The 17,096-nt window shown below is 72.0% G+C and carries 10 protein-coding genes; 2 read left to right on the top strand and 8 right to left on the bottom strand.

Translation table 11 applies throughout. From position 1 onward, the window contains the following. The first annotated feature begins 77 nt into the window (after positions 1–77). A complete protein-coding gene (locus QP089_RS10495; protein ID WP_285911463.1) occupies positions 78–2,240 on the top strand; it encodes a glycosyltransferase in 2,163 nt (720 codons plus the stop codon). A 57-nt stretch (positions 2,241–2,297) separates the two neighbouring features. On the opposite strand, the gene QP089_RS10490 is transcribed toward QP089_RS10495, so the two are convergent. After that, positions 2,298–3,329, bottom strand: a complete 1,032-nt coding sequence (locus tag QP089_RS10490) for a CDP-alcohol phosphatidyltransferase family protein (RefSeq protein ID WP_285911301.1) — start codon at positions 3,327–3,329, stop codon at positions 2,298–2,300. Between the two features lie 169 nt (positions 3,330–3,498). On the opposite strand from QP089_RS10490, the gene QP089_RS10485 reads away from it, so the two are divergent. Beyond that, the gene (locus QP089_RS10485; protein WP_285911300.1) at positions 3,499–5,025 is read left to right on the top strand and encodes an O-antigen ligase family protein; all 1,527 of its coding nucleotides are present in this window, start codon (positions 3,499–3,501) and stop codon (positions 5,023–5,025) included. Here QP089_RS10485 and QP089_RS10480 read toward each other — a convergent pair. The 7 genes from QP089_RS10480 to QP089_RS10450 all read right to left on the bottom strand — a co-directional run bounded on the left by QP089_RS10480 (position 5,022) and on the right by QP089_RS10450 (position 16,968). Next, a complete protein-coding gene (locus QP089_RS10480) occupies positions 5,022–6,206 on the bottom strand; it encodes a glycosyltransferase family 4 protein (protein ID WP_285911299.1) in 1,185 nt (394 codons plus the stop codon). The two genes, QP089_RS10485 and QP089_RS10480, sit on opposite strands and share 4 nt — an antisense overlap. Next, positions 6,203–6,949, bottom strand: coding sequence for a hypothetical protein (locus QP089_RS10475; RefSeq protein WP_285911298.1), 747 nt, complete (start codon positions 6,947–6,949; stop codon positions 6,203–6,205). Before QP089_RS10475 ends, QP089_RS10480 begins: the two co-directional genes overlap by 4 nt. 129 nt (positions 6,950–7,078) lie before the next feature. Beyond that, positions 7,079–10,489: a bifunctional glycosyltransferase/CDP-glycerol:glycerophosphate glycerophosphotransferase gene (locus tag QP089_RS10470; RefSeq protein ID WP_285911297.1), complete on the bottom strand. Its 3,411-nt coding sequence runs from the start codon at positions 10,487–10,489 to the stop codon at positions 7,079–7,081. 86 nt (positions 10,490–10,575) lie between these two features. Then, positions 10,576–12,846, bottom strand: a complete 2,271-nt coding sequence (locus tag QP089_RS10465) for a bifunctional glycosyltransferase/CDP-glycerol:glycerophosphate glycerophosphotransferase (protein WP_285911296.1) — start codon at positions 12,844–12,846, stop codon at positions 10,576–10,578. Positions 12,847–12,905: 59 nt separating this feature from the next. Beyond that, entirely contained in the window at positions 12,906–14,150 is a 1,245-nt protein-coding gene (locus tag QP089_RS10460; RefSeq protein WP_285911295.1) for an acyltransferase family protein, read from the bottom strand. Between the two features lie 158 nt (positions 14,151–14,308). Next, complete coding sequence (locus QP089_RS10455) at positions 14,309–15,535, bottom strand: acyltransferase family protein (protein WP_285911294.1); 1,227 nt, start codon at positions 15,533–15,535, stop codon at positions 14,309–14,311. 11 nt (positions 15,536–15,546) lie between these two features. Continuing rightward, complete coding sequence (locus tag QP089_RS10450; RefSeq protein ID WP_285911293.1) at positions 15,547–16,968, bottom strand: LCP family protein; 1,422 nt, start codon at positions 16,966–16,968, stop codon at positions 15,547–15,549. Positions 16,969–17,096 lie beyond the last annotated feature (128 nt).

Raw genomic sequence — 17,096 nt, 5'->3', positions numbered from 1 at the left:
CTGTGCGACCACATGCCCTCGTCTACGGCGACGTCGACCTGAACCTGATCGACGGCTCGGCGATCTGGGCCCAGGGCATGGTCCAGGCGCTGGCCCGCGCCGGCTGCGCGGTGACCCTGGTGCTCAAGGCCCCGGTCCGGACGGGCCGGCTGGTCGACCCGCTGCGCGCCCTGCCCGGCGTCACCGTCCGCAGCCCGCACGCCGAGGGCCTGGTCGAGGGCGAGGCGGGCATGCCCGCCAAGCAGGCCGCCGCGATCCTCGCCCGCATCGACGAGCAGGAATCGTTCGACCTCGCCGTCGTCCGGGGCCGCCGCCTCGCGGGCAAGCTGTCGCACGGCCCGCTCGCCGGACGCCTGTGGACGTACCTCACCGACGTCCCGCAGTCCGCCGCCGAGTTCGCCGGCTCCGCCAAGGGCGAGCTGCGCCGCATCGCCGACGCGTCCCGCGTGCTGCTCTGCCAGACCGAGGAGCTGCGCGGCTTCCTGGAGAGCGCCGTGCCCGCCACGGCCGGCAAGAGCGTGCTGTTCCCGCCCGTCGTCGTGCTGCCGGACGGTCTGGAGCCGCGCCCCGAGGGCGCCCCGGACGGCCGCGCGCTCAGGCTCGTCTACACCGGCAAGTTCGCGCCGCGCTGGAACACCTACGAGATGACCTCGCTGCCGCGCCTGCTGGCGATGCGCGGCGTGGACGCCGAGCTGCACATGGTCGGCGACAAGATCCACGACGATCCGGACGACCCCGGGTTCGCGACCCGGATGCGCACCGCCCTGGAGTCCGGGCAGGGCGTCGTCTGGCACGGCGGGCACCCGCGCGGGGAGGCGATGCGGCTGACGGCGGCGTCCGACGTCGGGCTGTCGTGGCGGCACCCGGAGATGGACGCGAGCCTGGAGCTGTCCACCAAGGTGCTGGAGTGCGGGACGCTCGGCGTCCCCGTCGTGCTGAACCGCACGCCGATGCACGAGCGGCTGTTCGGCGTCGACTACCCGCTGTTCTCCGCCACCGAGGACGACGTCCTCGACGCGCTGACGATCATCGGCAAGAACCCCGAGGTGTACACGCTGGCCGCCGAGCGCTGCCGGGCGGCCGCCGCCGGGTTCACCCTCGACGCCGCCGCCGAGCGGCTGCGCGACTGCCTGGGGCAGACGTTCCCCGAGCCGTCCGCCGCCGTCCTCGCCGCCGCGGCCGAGCACGCGCGCACGTCCGCCGCGCCGGCCGCCCCCGCGCCGCAGGCCGGCCCCTCCGGGGAGCGGCGGCTGCGCGTCGGCGTCGCCGGCCACGACCTGAAGTTCTTCAGCCGCCTGCTCGACTACCTGCGGTCAAGGCCCGACATGGAGGTCCGCGTCGACCCGTGGGCGGCGCTGCGCGTCCACGACGAGGAGCGCAGCCAGGAGCTCGCCGACTGGGCCGACGTGATCATCTGCGAGTGGTGCGGGCCGAACGCGATCTGGTTCGCCCAGCGCAAGCGGCCGGGCCAGCGGCTGGTCGTCCGGCTGCACCGCTTCGAGCTGTACGCGCGCTGGCCCCGCCACCTCGACATCGACGCCGTCGACCAGGTCATCTGCGTCAGCCCGCACTACGCCCGGCTGACCCACGAGATCCTCGGCTGGCCGATGTCGAAGATCACCACGGTGCCGAACTGGGTGGACGACCGCCAGCTCGACCGGCCGAAGCTCGCCGGCGCCGAGCACCACCTCGGCATGATCGGCATCGCGCCGTCCCGCAAGCGCCTCGACCTGGCCCTGGACGCGCTGGAGGAGCTGCGCCGCGACGACCCGCGCTTCACCCTCTTCGTCAAGTCCAAGCTCCCGTGGGAGTACTGGTGGATCTGGCAGAAGGACGAGGAGCGCGCCTACTTCGAGAAGGTGTTCCGCCGCATCCGCCGCTCCCCGCTGCTGTCGGGCGGCGTGGTGTTCGACTCCTACGGCCGCGACGTCGCGTCCTGGCTGCGCCGGATCGGGTTCGTGCTGTCCACCAGCGACGACGAGAGCTTCCACCTCGCGCCCGCGGAGGGCATGGCGTCCGGCGCCGTCCCGGCGCTGCTCGGCTGGCCCGGCGCCGACACGATCTACGACGACCGCTGGATCCACGCCGGTCCGTCCGAGCTGGCCGCCTCGGTCTCCGGTACGGTCGCCCTGGACCGCTGGGAGGCCGACCGGCTGCTGGCCCGCGACCAGGTCCGCGCCGCCTACGGCCTCGACGAGGTCTGCCGCCAATGGACCGACCTCCTCGCCACGACCCCGTGACGGCGGAGTCCCCGGGGAGGCGTGCTCCCCGGGGACTCCGTGCGGCGGCGGACGGGCTCAGCCCGAGCTGCCGACCGCGGCGGCTCCGGTGTGCCGCTCCAGCTCCTCGGCGGGGAGCTGGGCGCGGTAGCCGTCGATCTTGGCGTTCAGCTTGGCGAGGCTGCGGCTGTAGTCGCGGCTGGACAGCCAGAACTTGTAGATGATGAACAGCTCGAAGGCCAGCATGCCGGCGGCGCTGACGCACACCACCGGGATGATCGCGCCCGGCACGATCGCGGCGATCACCGGGGCGACGATGAACACGCCCATCTGGAACTCGATGCCGCTGATCAGGTGCGGGCGGATCCGGCCGCGCAGCAGCACGTTGCGGATCCGGATGTACCAGGGGAACCGCTTGTAGAAGCCGGACTGGAGGGCGGCGTTGGCGTGGTCGTCGTCGCCGACGACGCGCTCCTCGTCCGCCTCGGGGTCGGCGCCGAGCGCGCCCTCCGCCGAGCGCAGGTCCGCGCCGACGTCGCGCGCGTCGGGCATGGTGCCGTCGGCGCGGAGCACCGCCTCCTCCAGCGTCTCGGCCTCCTGGCGCGTCTGGATCAGCGTGCTGCGCATCTGCTGGCGCACCTTGTAGATCTCCAGGGCGTCCATGTAGCGGAGCATGTCGAGGAAGACGACGCCGAGGGCCGTCCACACGTAGGCGACGTTCCCGGTCGCCGCGTACTGCCCGGCCATCAGCGCGACGGCGCAGGCCAGCACCCGGACGCGGTCGAAGATGTAGTCCAGCCACGCGCCGAACACCGAGCCAGTGCCCTTGAGCCGCGCGATCTTGCCGTCCATGCAGTCGAGCGTGAACGACAGGTGGTACAGCACCGCGCCGGCCAGCAGCCACGGCCAGGACGCCGCCGCGAAGCAGGCGCCGGCGCCGAGCCCGAGGATCAGCGCGCCCACCGTGAGCTGGTTGGGCGTGATCCGGGTCCGGTTCGCGGTGACCTTCACCAGCCGGGCGGCGAGCGGGTCGACCAGCAGGACCGTCCACCACGCGTCACGCGCCTTGTACGTCCGTTGCCGAACGTCGTCGAGCGTGAAGTTCGCCATGGAGGGTTTCCTTTCGTCCCGGGACCGCTCGATGGTATCGGCTGTCCGGATGCGGTCTCGGGCATTGTCGCCGAGTCGTGACTCGGTTAAAGGGGCATGCGGGGCCTTCGGGGAGCGTGCGGTGTTCGTCCCGATCGTTTTGGTGAGGGGAGCTGGGTAGGCTTTGGCAGTGCGCGTCAGACCTACGGCAGTTCTCGCCCAATTGCCCTTCGCCTGCGTGCTGGCGGCGGCCGCCTGGATCCGGGTCGTCGCGGTCCGCGGGTACCCGGCGCCGCACTGGACCGGCGACTCGCCCAGCTACCTCGAGGCCGCCCTCCATCTCAGGCCCGGCGAGACGCGCCCGAGCGGTTACCCGATCCTGCTGTGGCTGCTGAAGCCGTTCCACAGCTTCACCGTGATGGTGTCGGTGCAGCACGCCATCGGCGTGCTCGGCGGCGTGCTGGTGTACCTGCTGGTCTGGCGGGCCGCGCGGGCGGCGTGGCCGGTCGGCCCCGACGGCGACGCGGGACGGTGGGCGTGGCGCGACTTCGCGCCCGGTCTGCTGGCGGCGCCGCTGACGCTGCCGGTGCTGCTGGACGACTACCAGATCGCCCTCGAGCACATGCTCATGTCGGACTCGCTGTTCACCTTCCTGATGCTGGCGGCGGTGACGGCGGCGCTGTGGCGGCGCCGGACGACGTGGTGGCTCGGCGCGCTGGCCGGCATGTTCGCCGCGTTCGCGGCGGTGACCCGGTCGGCGGGGCTGCCGCTGGTCGCGGTGATCCTGGTCGGCATGCTGCTGCGCCGCGCGGGCTGGCGCCCCCTGGTCGCGGTGGTGATCGCGTTCGTGCTGCCGCTCGGCGGCTACATGTACTGGTTCAAGCAGACCTACGGCCAGTTCACGGTGAGCAAGGCGAGCTCGATCTGGCTGTACGGCCGGACGGCCGCGTTCGCCGACTGCAACAAGATCAAGCCGAGCCCCGAGCTGCGGATCATGTGCCCGCAGCCGAGCAACCCGGACATCGCCCCGGCGTTCGCCGTGCTGTGGACCGACGACTCCCCGTTCCACCGGATCCCCGGATGGATCACCGGGGAGGAGGCGAACCGCCTGTCGAGCGAGTTCACCAAGCAGGCGATCGAGAAACAGCCGGGCGACTACGCGCGCGTGGTCGTCCGCGACACCTGGCGGTCCTTCGACTGGCACCGCGAGCCGTACCCGACCCCGTGGACGTGGCTGGAGTACGTGTTCCCCGAGGGCGAGTCGTGGGACGACGAACAGGCGCTGGTGGCGGTGAAGTACGACCCGTCCGGCGGCGAGACGAAGGTCGTCCAGCCGTGGGCCGGACGGATGCAGTCGTACCAGCGGCACATGGCCATGCCGGGCACGTTCCTCGGGATCATCCTGCTCGGCGGGCTCGTGGGCGCCCTGCCGCACCTCGGGCGGGGCGGCATCCGGCGGCGGCTGCTCGGGCCCGTCCGGCACTGGGGGACCGGCGCGCTGATGCCGTGGGGGACGAGCCTCGCACTGCTGGTGATCCCGGCGGCGACCGCCGACTTCGACTACCGCTACGTGCTGCCCGCCGTGCCGTTCGCCTGCGTGGCGCTCGGCCTCGCCCTGATCCCGGCGCCGCGCCGCGTCCGCGACGACCCCGCGGACGCGGACGGGCCCGAGGAGGACGACGACGAGCCCGTGGCCGAGGAGCGGCTCAGCGCCTAGCGCGGACGGCCCGTCCGGCGGCGGGGGCGGGCGCGCAGCTCGTCCAGCAGCCGCTCCCAGCGCGCGGCGACGGCCGCGATGGAGAACCGCTCCGCCGAGGCGACGGCGTTGGCCGCCATCGTGCGGCGGAGCTCCTCGTCGTCGATCAGCCGGATCAGCGCCTCGGCAAGCGCCGCGGAGTCCTCGGCGGGGACGAGCAGCCCGTCGCGGCCGTCGGTGACGATCTCGCGCGGCCCGCACGGGCAGTCGAAGCCGGCGACCGGCAGCCCGCACGCGAACCCCTCGATGATCGTCATGCCGAACGACTCGGCGCGCGAGGACATCGCGAGCACGGACGCCTTGGCGAACTCGCCCTCCATGTCGCCGGTCGGGCCCATCATCAGGACGTTGTTGTAGAGGCCCAGCCGGGTCGCCTTGCGGCGCAGCTCATCGCGCCGGGGCCCGTCCCCGTAGATCCGCAGGCTCCACTCCGGGTGCTTCTCCACGACCTTCGCGAACGCGTCGATCAGCAGGTCGTAGCCCTTGATCCACACGATCCGGCCGGCCGCGACGACGACCTTGTTCTCCTGCCGGGACCGCGGATGCATCCGCCGGGGCAGGCCGTTCGGGATGGTGCGCACGGGGCACGACCCGTCCGGCAGCATCGCCTCGTAGGCCGCGCGGTCGGTGTCGGTGAGGCAGGTGAGCGCGTTCAGCCGCGGGTACCACCGTTCGATCTCCGCGCGGATCCCCGGCTCGTTCATGCCGAGTTGCAGGTGCTCCTGCCCGACGACCACGACCCGCCGGGGCGCCAGCCGCGCCGCCGCCAGGTTCAGCCCGGCGCGGGTCGTCACCAGCGCGTCCGTGCGGAGGCGGCGCAGGTAGCGGGTGAGCCGGTCGTCGGTCCAGGCGCTGTACTTGTTGAAGCTGCGCTCCTCCGGATGGATCATGGCGGACGGCTCCGCCATCAGCCCCTCGGCGCGCTCGGCGTCCTGCCGGGGCGTCTCGGCGCCCGGCCGCAGGTCGACCAGGGAGCTCAGCCGGACCCGGTCCGACAGCGGCAGGACCGGCCGGTCCCGGTCCCGCAGCACGCTGACGATCTCGACGTCGTGCCGGCGGGACAGCTCGTCGGCCAGCGTGAAGGTGCAGCGGACGGTGCCGTCGATGGAGAAGGCCTCCAGCAGGAGGAACGTGATCTTCACGTGCCGTCGTCCCCGAGCAGGCGGCACGAGACCGCCAGCTGGTCGCGCTCGGTGTAGTACGGCCGCACGGCCATCTCCCGGCCCTCCGGCGCGGCGACCTGCCGGGGGAAGGAGAGCTTGCCGCGCTTGCCGGGCGCGTCGTCCAGCCAGGTGCCGAGGCGGGCGTGGACGTCGCCGACGTCGAGCCAGAGGTCCCACAGCGCGGGCTCGGCCGCGGCGAACGCCTCGACGTCCAGCCGGCCGTGGAACCGGGTGCCGTCGAGCCGGGCCTCCCCGGTCATCGCGGTCTCGGCCTGCCGCGCCGCCGCGACCAGCCGGGCGCTCTCCTCGGGCCGCGGGCCCGTGTAGGCGAGCCGCCCCACGATCTCGATCTCGCCGTCGTGCGGGTGCACCGCCGCGACCTCGGCGTGCGGGGCGACGTCGCGGACGCGGACCCGGACGTGCCCGCCGCGGGTCCGCGCCACGCGCACGGCCCGGTCGCGGGGCGCGTCGGCGTAGGCGAGCAGCTCGTCCAGCGAGAAGCCGGGGTCGTCGGTCAGCAGCGGGACGCCCGTGCCGGCCGCCTCGATCACCGGCTCCCAGGTGCCGGGCGCCAGGCCGCCGACGTCGGCGGCCGCCGAGCACCGGTCGCCGGCGAGCGGCACCGGGCGCGTCTCACCGGACGCCCGGTGCCGCAGGACCACCCGCCGCCCGCCGGGCAGCGGGACGGGCCATCGGATGCGCAGGCGGTCGTCGGAGCCCACGCGGCAATGGTTCGCCACCGCGTTCAATGTCCGCAAACCTTCCCCGATGTCTGCAGTGCCAGGCGGGTAGCCTATCAACGCACCGGTGCCGGGCGGTCACGGATGGCGACAACCGTTGCTTTTTCCGGATCAGCCGTCCAGCCGGAACACCCGGTCCACGGTGCGCGCGGCGGCGCGCCCGTCGTCCAGCGGGCAGAACCGGTCCACGAACACCTTGTACAGGTCCTGGTGGCCCGCCGTGGCGGCGTCGACGTCGCGGATCGCCTCGATCAGCTCGTCGGAGGTCTCCAGCAGCGGCCCCGGCGCCTCCGCCTCGAAGTCGAAGTAGAAGCCGCGCAGCCGGTCCCGGTAGTCGGCGAGGTCGTAGGTGAAGAACAGCATCGGCCGGCCGGTGTTGGCGTAGTCGAACATCACCGACGAGTAGTCGCTGATCATCATGTCGGAGATCAGGTACAGCTCGGTGATGTCGGGGTAGAGCGACACGTCCCGGACGAAACCGTGCTCGTCCTCGGCGACGCCGTCCACCACGTTGGAGTGCAGTCGCACCAGCAGGACGTGGTCGTCGCCCAGCGCGGCCCGCGCGCGGTCGAGGTCGAGGCGCATGTCGTGCTTGTAGCGGCCCCGGCTGTAGTACTGGTCGTCCCGCCACGTCGGCGCGTACAGCACGACCCGCTTGCCCTCGGGGATGCCGAGCCGCGACCGGACCGACTTGGCCACGGCGTCCGCGTCGGGGCTGTGCAGCAGGTCGTTGCGCGGGTACCCGACCTCCAGCATCTCGCCCTTGAACGCGAACGCGCGGCGGAAGATCTCGGTGCTGAACGGGTTCGGCGACAGCAGGTGGCTCCACTCGGGGACGGCGGGGCCCTCCGGCTTCTTCTCCTTGCTCTGCAGGGCCGACTTCATCCCCGGCGCGTACGCGAAGTGGACCTCCTTCACGTCCCGGCCGATCTTCTTCAGCGGTGTGCCGTGCCAGGTCTGCAGGACGATCTGGTCGGGATGCCGCTGGAACCAGTCGCCGAGCCGGTGGTTGGTGACGATGTAGCGCGACGTCGTCACCGCCTCCTGCCACTCCTTGCCGTTCAGCCGGACGCCCTTCAGCGTGTCCGGCAGCTCGACCTGCGCGTCGTTGACGACCCACAGCTGCTCCAGGTCCGCGCCGCGGCGCAGCAGCTCCTCGTGGATCGCCTTCGGGCTGTCGGAGTACTGCCGGCCGTTGAAGCAGGAGAACAGCACGGCGTCGCGGAGCCCGTCGCGGGCGACGCGCCGGCGCGCCTCCTCCCGGTACTTCGCGCCCGCGCTCTTCTCCTCGCTGGACACGTCCCCGGTGACGGCGACGACGAGCCGGCCGTCCTTGGTCTCCAGGTCGTAGCCGCGCCGCGCCACCTCCAGCGGCCCGGGCAGGCCGCGCTGCGCCGCCTCCGTCAGCCGGACGGTCAGCGCCCGCTCGCCGGGCGGCCGGAACAGCACGTCCCAGCGGCCGGGCCGCAGCGGCAGGACGCCCGCGACGCCCGGCACGGCCGCCACCGGCACCTCCGCCCGCAGCGTGCCCGAGCCGTCGGGGACGAGGTCGAACGCGTGCTCCTTGCGGCGACCCCGGCTGCGCACCACGATCTGCCCGGCGGAGTGCGCCGGATGGGTCGCCGCCAGCGACAGGGTCCCGTCCGGGCGCCACACGCAGTCGCTCACCGACAGCCGCGTCGTCGCCCGCCGCACCCGCACGTACCCGCCGGGGCCGTGGCCCGCGCTCATCTCCAGCGCGCCGGAGGTGCGCCGCGCCTCCTCCACGCCCTCGGCGAGGACGAGCGGCCGGCCGTCCGCCGACAGCGTCCAGTCGCGGGTGTCGTCGATCGAGTCGGGCTCGATGTCGACGTCCAGCGCGGCCGGGTCGACGCGCGCCGTCCAGCCGCCGGACCGTGGGGTCACCGGCACCGGCACGCGCGCGTCGCCGAGCGTCAGCACCAGCTCGGCGGGCGGCCCGCCGGCCGACTCGACCTCGATGAGCAGCGCGGAGTCGTCCCAGTGCAGCCGTGTCGCCCGGTCCCGGACGCGCTCCACCTGCACGACCAGGTTCCCGTCCACGACCTTCGGGACGACGCGCACGTCGTCGGCCACGTACCGGTAGGGCGGGTGCGCGCCCGTCCCCGAGCCGCCGCCGCGCACCGGGCCCTGCCGGAACACGCCCGCGTTCAGCACCGAGGCGTGCACCTCCCAGGTGCCCTCGGTCCACGCGCCGTGCTCCTTCAGCTTCCCGGCGTCCAGCGAGAACTCGAAGCCGGTCCAGCCGCCGGACGACTTGCCGGGCTTGGGCGTCTGCCGCGCCTTCATGAAGATCCTGCGGCGGCCGTTGCGCAGCGTCACCGCCTTGATCGACGTCCAGCGGCGGCGGGAGCTGACGGAGTTGATGTAGGCCTCGCCGGTGACGACCAGCCGGTCGCCCTCCCAGCGCACCGCGTGCACCCGGCCCCGCATCCTGACCTCGTCGCGCGCCCGGTACACGTCGCGGGGGACGTCGAGCTTGGCGTCCTTCCAGTACGGGTAGACGACGTAGCGGCGCAGCGGGTCACGGACGATCGACGGCGAGGACTTCCCGCGCTCGTACCGGACGACCTTCACCAGCTCCATCGTGTGGCCCTGCGAGGCGAGGTGCCACTTCAGCCGGGTCAGCGCCCGCGCCTCGGCGAACACCTTCGGCGACACGCCCTTGGCGTACGCCGCCGCCTGCGCGACGACCTGCTCGCGCTCCTCGCCGGACAGGTCCGGCAGGACGTCCAGGAACATCTTCAGCTCGGTCGTCACGAGGGCGAGTTGGAGCCGGCGCAGCGCCTTGACGTCGCCGCGCTCGGCGACCCAGGCCGTGGCGAGGTTCGCCGCGCCGAAGCCGTCGGCGATCTCCTGCGGCTCGGTGGTCGGCTCGTGGAGCTGCCCGCCGCGGCGGTGCAGCACGATGTCCGGCACCACGTCGACGGCCTTCGCCAGGTGCAGCGCCCGCACCATGACCGGCAGGTCGTCGTAGCGGCCGAGGTCGGGGAACTCCAGCTCGGCGGCGTCCCAGAACGAGCGGCGCAGCAGCGTCCCGGTGATCCGGCGGCGGTTCAGCAGGTCGGGGCTGCGATCCAGGTCGGTGGCCTGCGCCGGGGCCGGCGCGGTGGTGCTCGCCTTCCACTGCGAGACCTGGCCGGTCCAGCGGCGGACCGCGTCGGGGCCGGTCGCCAGCTCCGACCCGGACGCCTCCAGCGCGGTCAGCAGCGCGGCGATCGCGCCGGAGGGCACCGGGTCGCCGCCGTCGGCGAACAGCAGGAACTCCCCGCCGCTCGCGGCGACCCCGAGGTTGCGGGCCGCGCCCCGGCTCGGCGCGCCGTCCCGGACGATCCGGAACCGGCCGTCGGGCAGCGCCGCCCGCGCGGCGGTGCCGGTGCCGTCGTCCACGACCAGGACCTCGATGTCGCGGAACGTCTGGGCCGCGAGCGAGTCCAGGGCGTCGCCGAGGTCCTCCCCCGCGCCGTGCGAGAGCACGATGACACTGATCCTGGGGGCGGTCATGCCCACTCCTTAGCACTGGCGAGCCGGAGACGGCGGTCCGGTCGCGGACGGTCAGAGGACGGTGGCCGGCGGGCCGGTGGCCGCCGCTACGCCGGGCCGGACGGCGCGGAGGAGCCGCCGGACGCGGCGCTCGGCGCGGAGATCGCGGGCGGGACCGGCGGGAGCCGCTCGCCGAGGAACACCCGGCGCACCGCCCGCTCGGAGGCGTTCCCGTCGTCCCACGGGCAGAACCGCGCCCGGAAGGCCTCCAGGTTCTTCGCCGCCGCGTCGCCCCACGCGGCCCGCGACGCGAACGCGTCGACGAGCTCGGCCTCGGCGTAGGCGACGACGCCCGGCGGGAACTCGGTGAGGTCGAAGTTCACGCCCCGGGTGAGCTTGTAGGTCTCCCAGTCGTTGGCGTAGACCACGATCGGCCTGCCGAGGTTGGCGTAGTCGAACATGACCGACGAGTAGTCGGTGAGCAGCGCGTCCGAGGCGATCATCAGATCCTCGACGGACGGGTACTTGGAGACGTCGATGACCCGGCCCTCGGGCCAGCCCAGGTCCGCCGCCATGTTCTTGACCTTGTAGTAGTAGTGCGCGCGCAGCAGCAGCACGTGGTCGTCGCCGAGCTGCTCCATCACCCGGCCGATGTCGAACATCGGGGTGTAGCGGCGCTGGTAGTCGCGGTGCGTCGGCGCGTACAGGATCGCCGTCTTGCCCTCGGGGATCCCCAGCTCGTCGCGCAGCCGCGCCTGCTCCTGCGGCGTCGCGCGCACCAGCCGGTCGTTGCGCGGGTACCCGATCTCCAGCAGCTCGTACTTGCACGGGAAGCCCCGCTCCCACGCCTCGCTCATCAGCGGGTTGGCGGAGACGAGGAAGTCCCAGCGGTCCGACCGCTCGATCAGCGCCTTGAAGTCCATGTCGCCGGCGCCGACCGGGTACTCCATCTGGTCGAGGCCCATCTTCTTCAGCGGCGTGCCGTGCTGGGTCTCCAGATGCACCTGCCCCGGCCTCTTGACGAGGTTGTCGGGGAAGTTGACGTTGTTGACGAAGTACTTCGCGGCGGCGATCGTCCGGTAGTACTCCGCCGAGCCGGCCACCACGTACTCCACGCCGTCGGGCATGGTCTTGCGCGCACCCGGCTTGACGATCCACACGCAGCGGATGTGCGGCGCCAGCTCCCGGACCTTCTCGTAGATCGCGGCCGGGTTGCAGGAGTACCCGCGGTACCAGTAGGCGGCGAAGACGGCGAGGTCCTCCTCGATGGGCAGGTGCCGCCGCATCGCGTAGTACCGCTCCTTGGCGAGCTCCTTGGAGCGGACGACGCCGCGCTTCTGCAGCTTGCGGACCTTGCGGCCGCCCTTCTTCGCCTTCGCGGCGAGCTTGGGGGAGTTGAGCCGCTCCCAGGCCCGGAAGTCGCCCCGCTCGATCGCCCGGTGCTTGTCGGCCAGCCCCGGCTCGTCGTCCGGCGGGACGTGCCCCGGCGGCTTGTAGCGGTTGTAGGTCTTGGTCATCTCGGCGAAGAACCGCGGCTTCTCCGAGGGGTACACGCGGTCGGCGCGCTCGAGGATGACCAGCAGGTGCCAGATCGTCCGGTTGAACATCAGCGGACGGAACCGGTCCATCTGCGGGCCGAGGTGGTCCATGAACGCGAAGATGCGGTCGTACTGGTCGAAGGCGTCGAAGTGCTTGTCGCTGGCGGTCTTGGTGATCGCGCCGCTGCGGCGCTGCCGGTAGATGTAGCAGACCCGGTCGAGGAAGCTGACCCGCTCGGCCGCCATCAGCACCGGGTAGGTGATGCTGACGTCCTCGTAGTAGCCGCTGTTGAAGCGCAGCCCGTGCTCGATCATGAACTCGCGGCGGATCGCCCGGTTCCAGATCGAGGTGAACATCTCCAGCAGGCTCGGCCGGTCGGCGAGGGTGAACACCTCCGGCGCGGGCGGCTCGCGGAACAGGTGGTTGATGATGCTCCGCTTGACCCGCCCGTTCCAGTACGACCGGGCGTAGTCGAACATCAGCACGTCGGGGCGCGTCTCGCCCAGCCGGTCGCAGATCGCCTTGACGGCGCCCTCGGTGGCGTAGTCGTCGCTGTCGAAGAACCACACGTAGTCGCCGGTCGCCATGTCCAGCCCGACGTTGCGGGCCTCGCCGAGCCCGACGTTCTCGGTGAGGTGGCGCACCTTCATCCGCGAGTCGCGCTCGGCGTACTCGTCCAGGATCTCCCCGCAGGCGTCCGGCGAGGCGTCGTCGATCGCGATGATCTCGAGGTTCGGCACGTCCGGAACCAGCAGCGAATCAAGGCACTGCCGCAGGTACCCCTGCACTTTGTGCACGGGCACGATGATGCTCAGGGAGATGTCGTATTCACTGCTCACGCGAACGCCAATCAACTACTCGATGAATCTGGATCATACCCGCATCCGGCAGGTAAATCTTATGTCCTGCCATGAGAGGGCTTGAGTAGCCATCGGCCCCTGGGCTCGACCGCCCAATGGGTGAGCCGCCGCACCGGGTCGGTGCCGAGCAGGACGCCGAGCGCGAGGGCTCCCAGGGTCGCGGCCACCGCGCCGGCAGGGGTGTCGAAGAAGTGCGCGTCGAAGACGCCGCCGTAGTCCAGCGTCTTCACGACGAGGCCGTGCAGCAGGTAGACGTACATCGTCCGCGTCCCGAGCGCGGTGTACCAGGCCCGTCCGCGCGGGACGGCCGCGAGGAACGCGGTGCCCAGCGCGACGGCCAGCGCCATCGCCAGCAGCCGGTACGCCATGCCCTCGATCGCGGAGAAGTGCATGTGCTCGTAGCCGCGGTTCCACAGCAGGACCCCGTGCGCGATCCGCGGCACCACGGTCCCGCGCTCCCAGACGTAGGCGACCGGCAGCGCGGCGAGCAGCACGGCGATCCCGGCCCAGCGCGTCCAGCCGCGGTTGCGCGGGGCCAGCGCGAGCTCGGGCCGGATGGTCAGGCCGAGGACGAAGAACGGCAGCAGCCCGGCCGCCCGGCACAGCGTCGCGTCGGTGCTGAAGCTCCAGCTGCCGGCGACCAGCGACAGGGCCACCGACACCGCGACGGGGTGCCGCAGGTGCGCCCACAGCGGGGCGCTCAGCCGCCACAGCACCAGCGCGACGAGGAACCACATCAGGAACTGCGGACGGAAAAGCTCGTGCAGCCGGAATTCATTTCCCCGGATGAAGACCAGCTGCAATCGGTAAAGCACGACGAAGATCACGTACGGAACGACCAAGGTGGGGAAAACAACCCGGAATTTGTCGGTCGAGCGCATGAATCCGCGGGCGAAGTAACCGGAGACGAACACGAACACCGGCATGTGGAAGCCGTACACCACGGTGTAGGCCGCGTCGACCGCGTGGCTGTCCTTGCGCAGGACCTCCCAGACGTGCCCGAGCACGACCAGCAGGATGAGGAAGAACTTGACGTTGTCGAAGTAGGCGTCGCGGCGCCGGGGCGCGTCCGGCCGGGTGTCCGCCGGACCGGCCGCGGGCGGGCTCTGCCCGTGCGGGCCCGGCGCGCCCGGGACCTGCCCCGGGACTTGCCCCGGGTACTGCGCGGTCTGCGGGGCCTGCGCGGTCGCCGGACCCGGCGCGGGGGGCGCGCCGGGCGGCCGCACGTCGGCCGGGCGCCGGGCGGGGTCCGAGGGGCGCGGTTGGGGGAGGGTTTCCGTCATGTCTCCGAAGGATCCATTTAGTACGCGACAACCGTTCACATGGAGGCAGGCCGACTCTAGTGTGCGATCGGCGGCCCTGGGGCCGGATGTGGGATTGTTCCGGTTCGGTGCGGCCGGCCGTCGCGCGGCCGCCCGCCGGGTGCCCGCCCGCCGCCCGGCTAGCCGCGGCTCGGCCGGCGCAGCGGGGTGAACACCCAGGTCATCTTGGGCTCCAGCGCCCAGCTCATGGCCCTGCGGACCGGAGTCGAGCACAGGAACGTCCCGACGACGACCGCGCCGCTGAGCACCGCGACGACGCCGCCGGGCGTGTGCATCCAGTCCGCCCCCCACCAGCCGGTGAAGTTCAGCAGCCGGGTGACGAAGCCGTGCAGCAGGTAGCAGTAGAGCGTGGTCGCGCCGAGCGCGGTGAACCAGTGCTTCCCGCGCGGGACCAGCGCCAGGAACGCGGCGACCAGCACGGTGGCGCACCCGAACATCGCCAGCCGCATGAGCGTGCCCTCGAAGTCGCCGACGCCGAGCTTGAAGTGCGGGTCCTTCCAGAAGATCCAGCGCACCGACATGTGCTTCATCACCACGTACGAGCACGCCAGCCCGACCGCCAGCACCGCCGCGCCGATGGGCCGCGCGATCGGCCGCTTCAGCAGTTCGAAGTGCTCCGGCCTCAGTTTCAGGCCGAGGACGTAGAACGGCAGCAGCCCGAAGACCCGGTGGATGTCGAACGTGGTGCCGAGGTCGCTCATGTAGGCCAGCAGCGCGAACCCGAGCGCCACGGCCAGCGGCCAGCGGATCTGCTGCCACACCGGCGTGGACAGCCGCCACAGGAACAGGGCGCACAGGAACCACGTCAGGTAGTACGGGCTGAGCAGGCTGATCTCCAGGTCGTGCCGGCCGACCAGCCAGTCGTAGACCGAGTACGCGACCTCGAACACCACGTACGGCACGCCGACGTTGGTGATGAGCTTGCGCGCCTTGCCGGGGGAGAACGTCCAGTTCCGCGAGAAGTAGCCGGTGATCACGATGAACAGCGGCATGTGGAACATGTAGATGAAGATGTACAGGCCCTTGGCCATCGGGACGTTCTGCAGGTTGGCGATCGAGTGCCCCGACACCACCAGCAGGATCGCGAAGTACTTCGCGTTGTCGAAGAACGGGTCGCGCTCCCCGCGCGGCTTCGGCGGCGAGGCGAGCCTCGGCCCGGCCGCCGGGCGCCCGCCGTCCGGTGCCGCCGCGCCCGGGGCCGTGGCGACCGGCGCCGCCGCCGGGTCGGGGCGGGGGTCCGGGACGGCCGGTGTGTGCTGGTCCGCCGCGACCGGGCGGCCGGCCGCGGCCGGCGGGCTGGGCTGGGGTCCCGTCTCGGCGCCCGGGGGCCTGGTGCTGTACGTCATGGCCTGCCGGTTCAAGCCCCCTTGCAGATGTCGTCGTTGGCGCGGATCTCGCCCTGCTGCTTGGGGATGCCCCCCTTGGCGCTCTTCAGGGCCGTCCAGTTCGAGCCGACGACCAGGTCGACCACGCCGGGCGTGCCGCCGCTGGTGCGGGCCGCAGCGGCCGGCTTGCTCGGGATCAGCGCGGTCAGCGTCTGCGCCTGCTGGTCGGCTCCGGAACCGTACAGCACCTTGGTGGCGCTCGTCCGGGAGGCGTTGCCGCCGACCGTCACCTGGAAGCCCTGGGCCTCCAGGTCGGAGGCGACCCGGCTCGCCTGGCCGGCGATGCCGCTGCCGTTGTAGACGCGCACCCGCACCTGCTCGGGCTGGATCTTGGGCGCGGCCGTCTTGGACTCGGTCGGCACGGTCTTGTCGTTGCGGACCGCGGAGAAGAACGGCTGCGCGGCGGAGGTGAGCACGACCCGGTTGGGGTCGGCCGGGTCGGGGCCGGACGGCGCGGTGACGAAGCGCAGCTTGCCCGAGGTCATGCCCTGCATGCCCTGGGCGATCTTCAGCATGACCTGCGGGGTCAGCTCCTTGTCGGTGGTGAGCGACTTGGTCGCCGCGTTCATCAGCGGGATCAGCTTGGTCGGGTTGCTCAGCACGCCCTTGCTCATCGCCTTGTCGGCGAGCGCACCCATGAACTTCTGCTGCCGCTTGATGCGGTCGAGGTCGGAGCCGTCGCCGAGGCCGTGCCGGACGCGCACGTAGGCGAGGGCCGTGTCGCCCTTGATGACGTGCTTGCCCCGCGTCAGGCGCAGCTTGGACTTGGGGTCGTTCACGTCCTTCGGCAGGCACACCGGGACGCCGCCGACCGCGTTGGTGATGGCCTTGAAGCCGGTGAAGTCGACCTGCATGAAGTGGTCGATGCGGATGTTGGAGACGCCCTCGATCGTCTTGATCACGCAGGCGGCGCCGCCGGTGGTGAACGAGGAGTTGATCTGCGCGCGCGGCTGGTCGGGCGAGGTGCCGCCGGCGTGGGTCTTGCACGGCGGGATGTGCACCATCAGGTCGCGCGGGAAGCTGATGCCCATCGCCTGGCTGCCGCCGGGCGACAGGTGCAGCAGGATCATGGTGTCCGAGCGCGGCGGCTCGTTCTTCAGCGAGCGGCCGTAGCTGGCGTTGGCGCCCGCGCGGGTGTCGGAGCCCAGCAGCAGGATGTTCATCGCGCTGTTCAGCTTCTTCGGCCGGTTCGGGCCGAGCTGGGCGTTGACGTCCTCGTGGTTGATGTTGCCCATCGCCTTGCGGTACACGCCGTAGGCGGTGAGCGATCCGGCCACCAGGACGGCCGACATCCCGATGCTCACCCAGCCGAGGATGCGCCAGCCGCGTCGACGCGACGCCGGCTGCGGATCGGCGTCGTCGACGTACTCCATGTACATCGGGTTGCTGTTCATCGGCTCCGTGGTCCGGGGGCGCGGCCCGCTCTCGGGGGGTCGGTCGGCTTGTCCTGTCGTGCGGGGACTGTCTGCTCTGCTGGAACTGTCCTGTAGTGCTGTGACGGCGCTGGCGGCGGCTCGGTTGA

Source organism: Actinomadura opuntiae (genome assembly GCF_030283205.1).
GTDB lineage: Bacteria > Actinomycetota > Actinomycetes > Streptosporangiales > Streptosporangiaceae > Spirillospora.
The sequence above is the reverse complement of the archived record's forward strand: the minus strand, read 5'-3'. Positions and strand labels throughout refer to the sequence as shown.

Bases quoted from the DNA above. Each gene is read 5' to 3' on its own strand.
- QP089_RS10495 (WP_285911463.1), top strand. From the start codon at position 78: ATGGTCCAGGCGCTGGCCCGCGCCGGCTGCGCGGTGACCCTGGTGCTC.
- QP089_RS10490 (WP_285911301.1), bottom strand. From the start codon at position 3,329: ATGGCGAACTTCACGCTCGACGACGTTCGGCAACGGACGTACAAGGCG.
- QP089_RS10470 (WP_285911297.1), bottom strand. From the start codon at position 10,489: ATGACCGCCCCCAGGATCAGTGTCATCGTGCTCTCGCACGGCGCGGGG.
- QP089_RS10460 (WP_285911295.1), bottom strand. From the start codon at position 14,150: ATGACGGAAACCCTCCCCCAACCGCGCCCCTCGGACCCCGCCCGGCGC.
- QP089_RS10455 (WP_285911294.1), bottom strand. From the start codon at position 15,535: ATGACGTACAGCACCAGGCCCCCGGGCGCCGAGACGGGACCCCAGCCC.
- QP089_RS10450 (WP_285911293.1), bottom strand. From the start codon at position 16,968: ATGAACAGCAACCCGATGTACATGGAGTACGTCGACGACGCCGATCCG.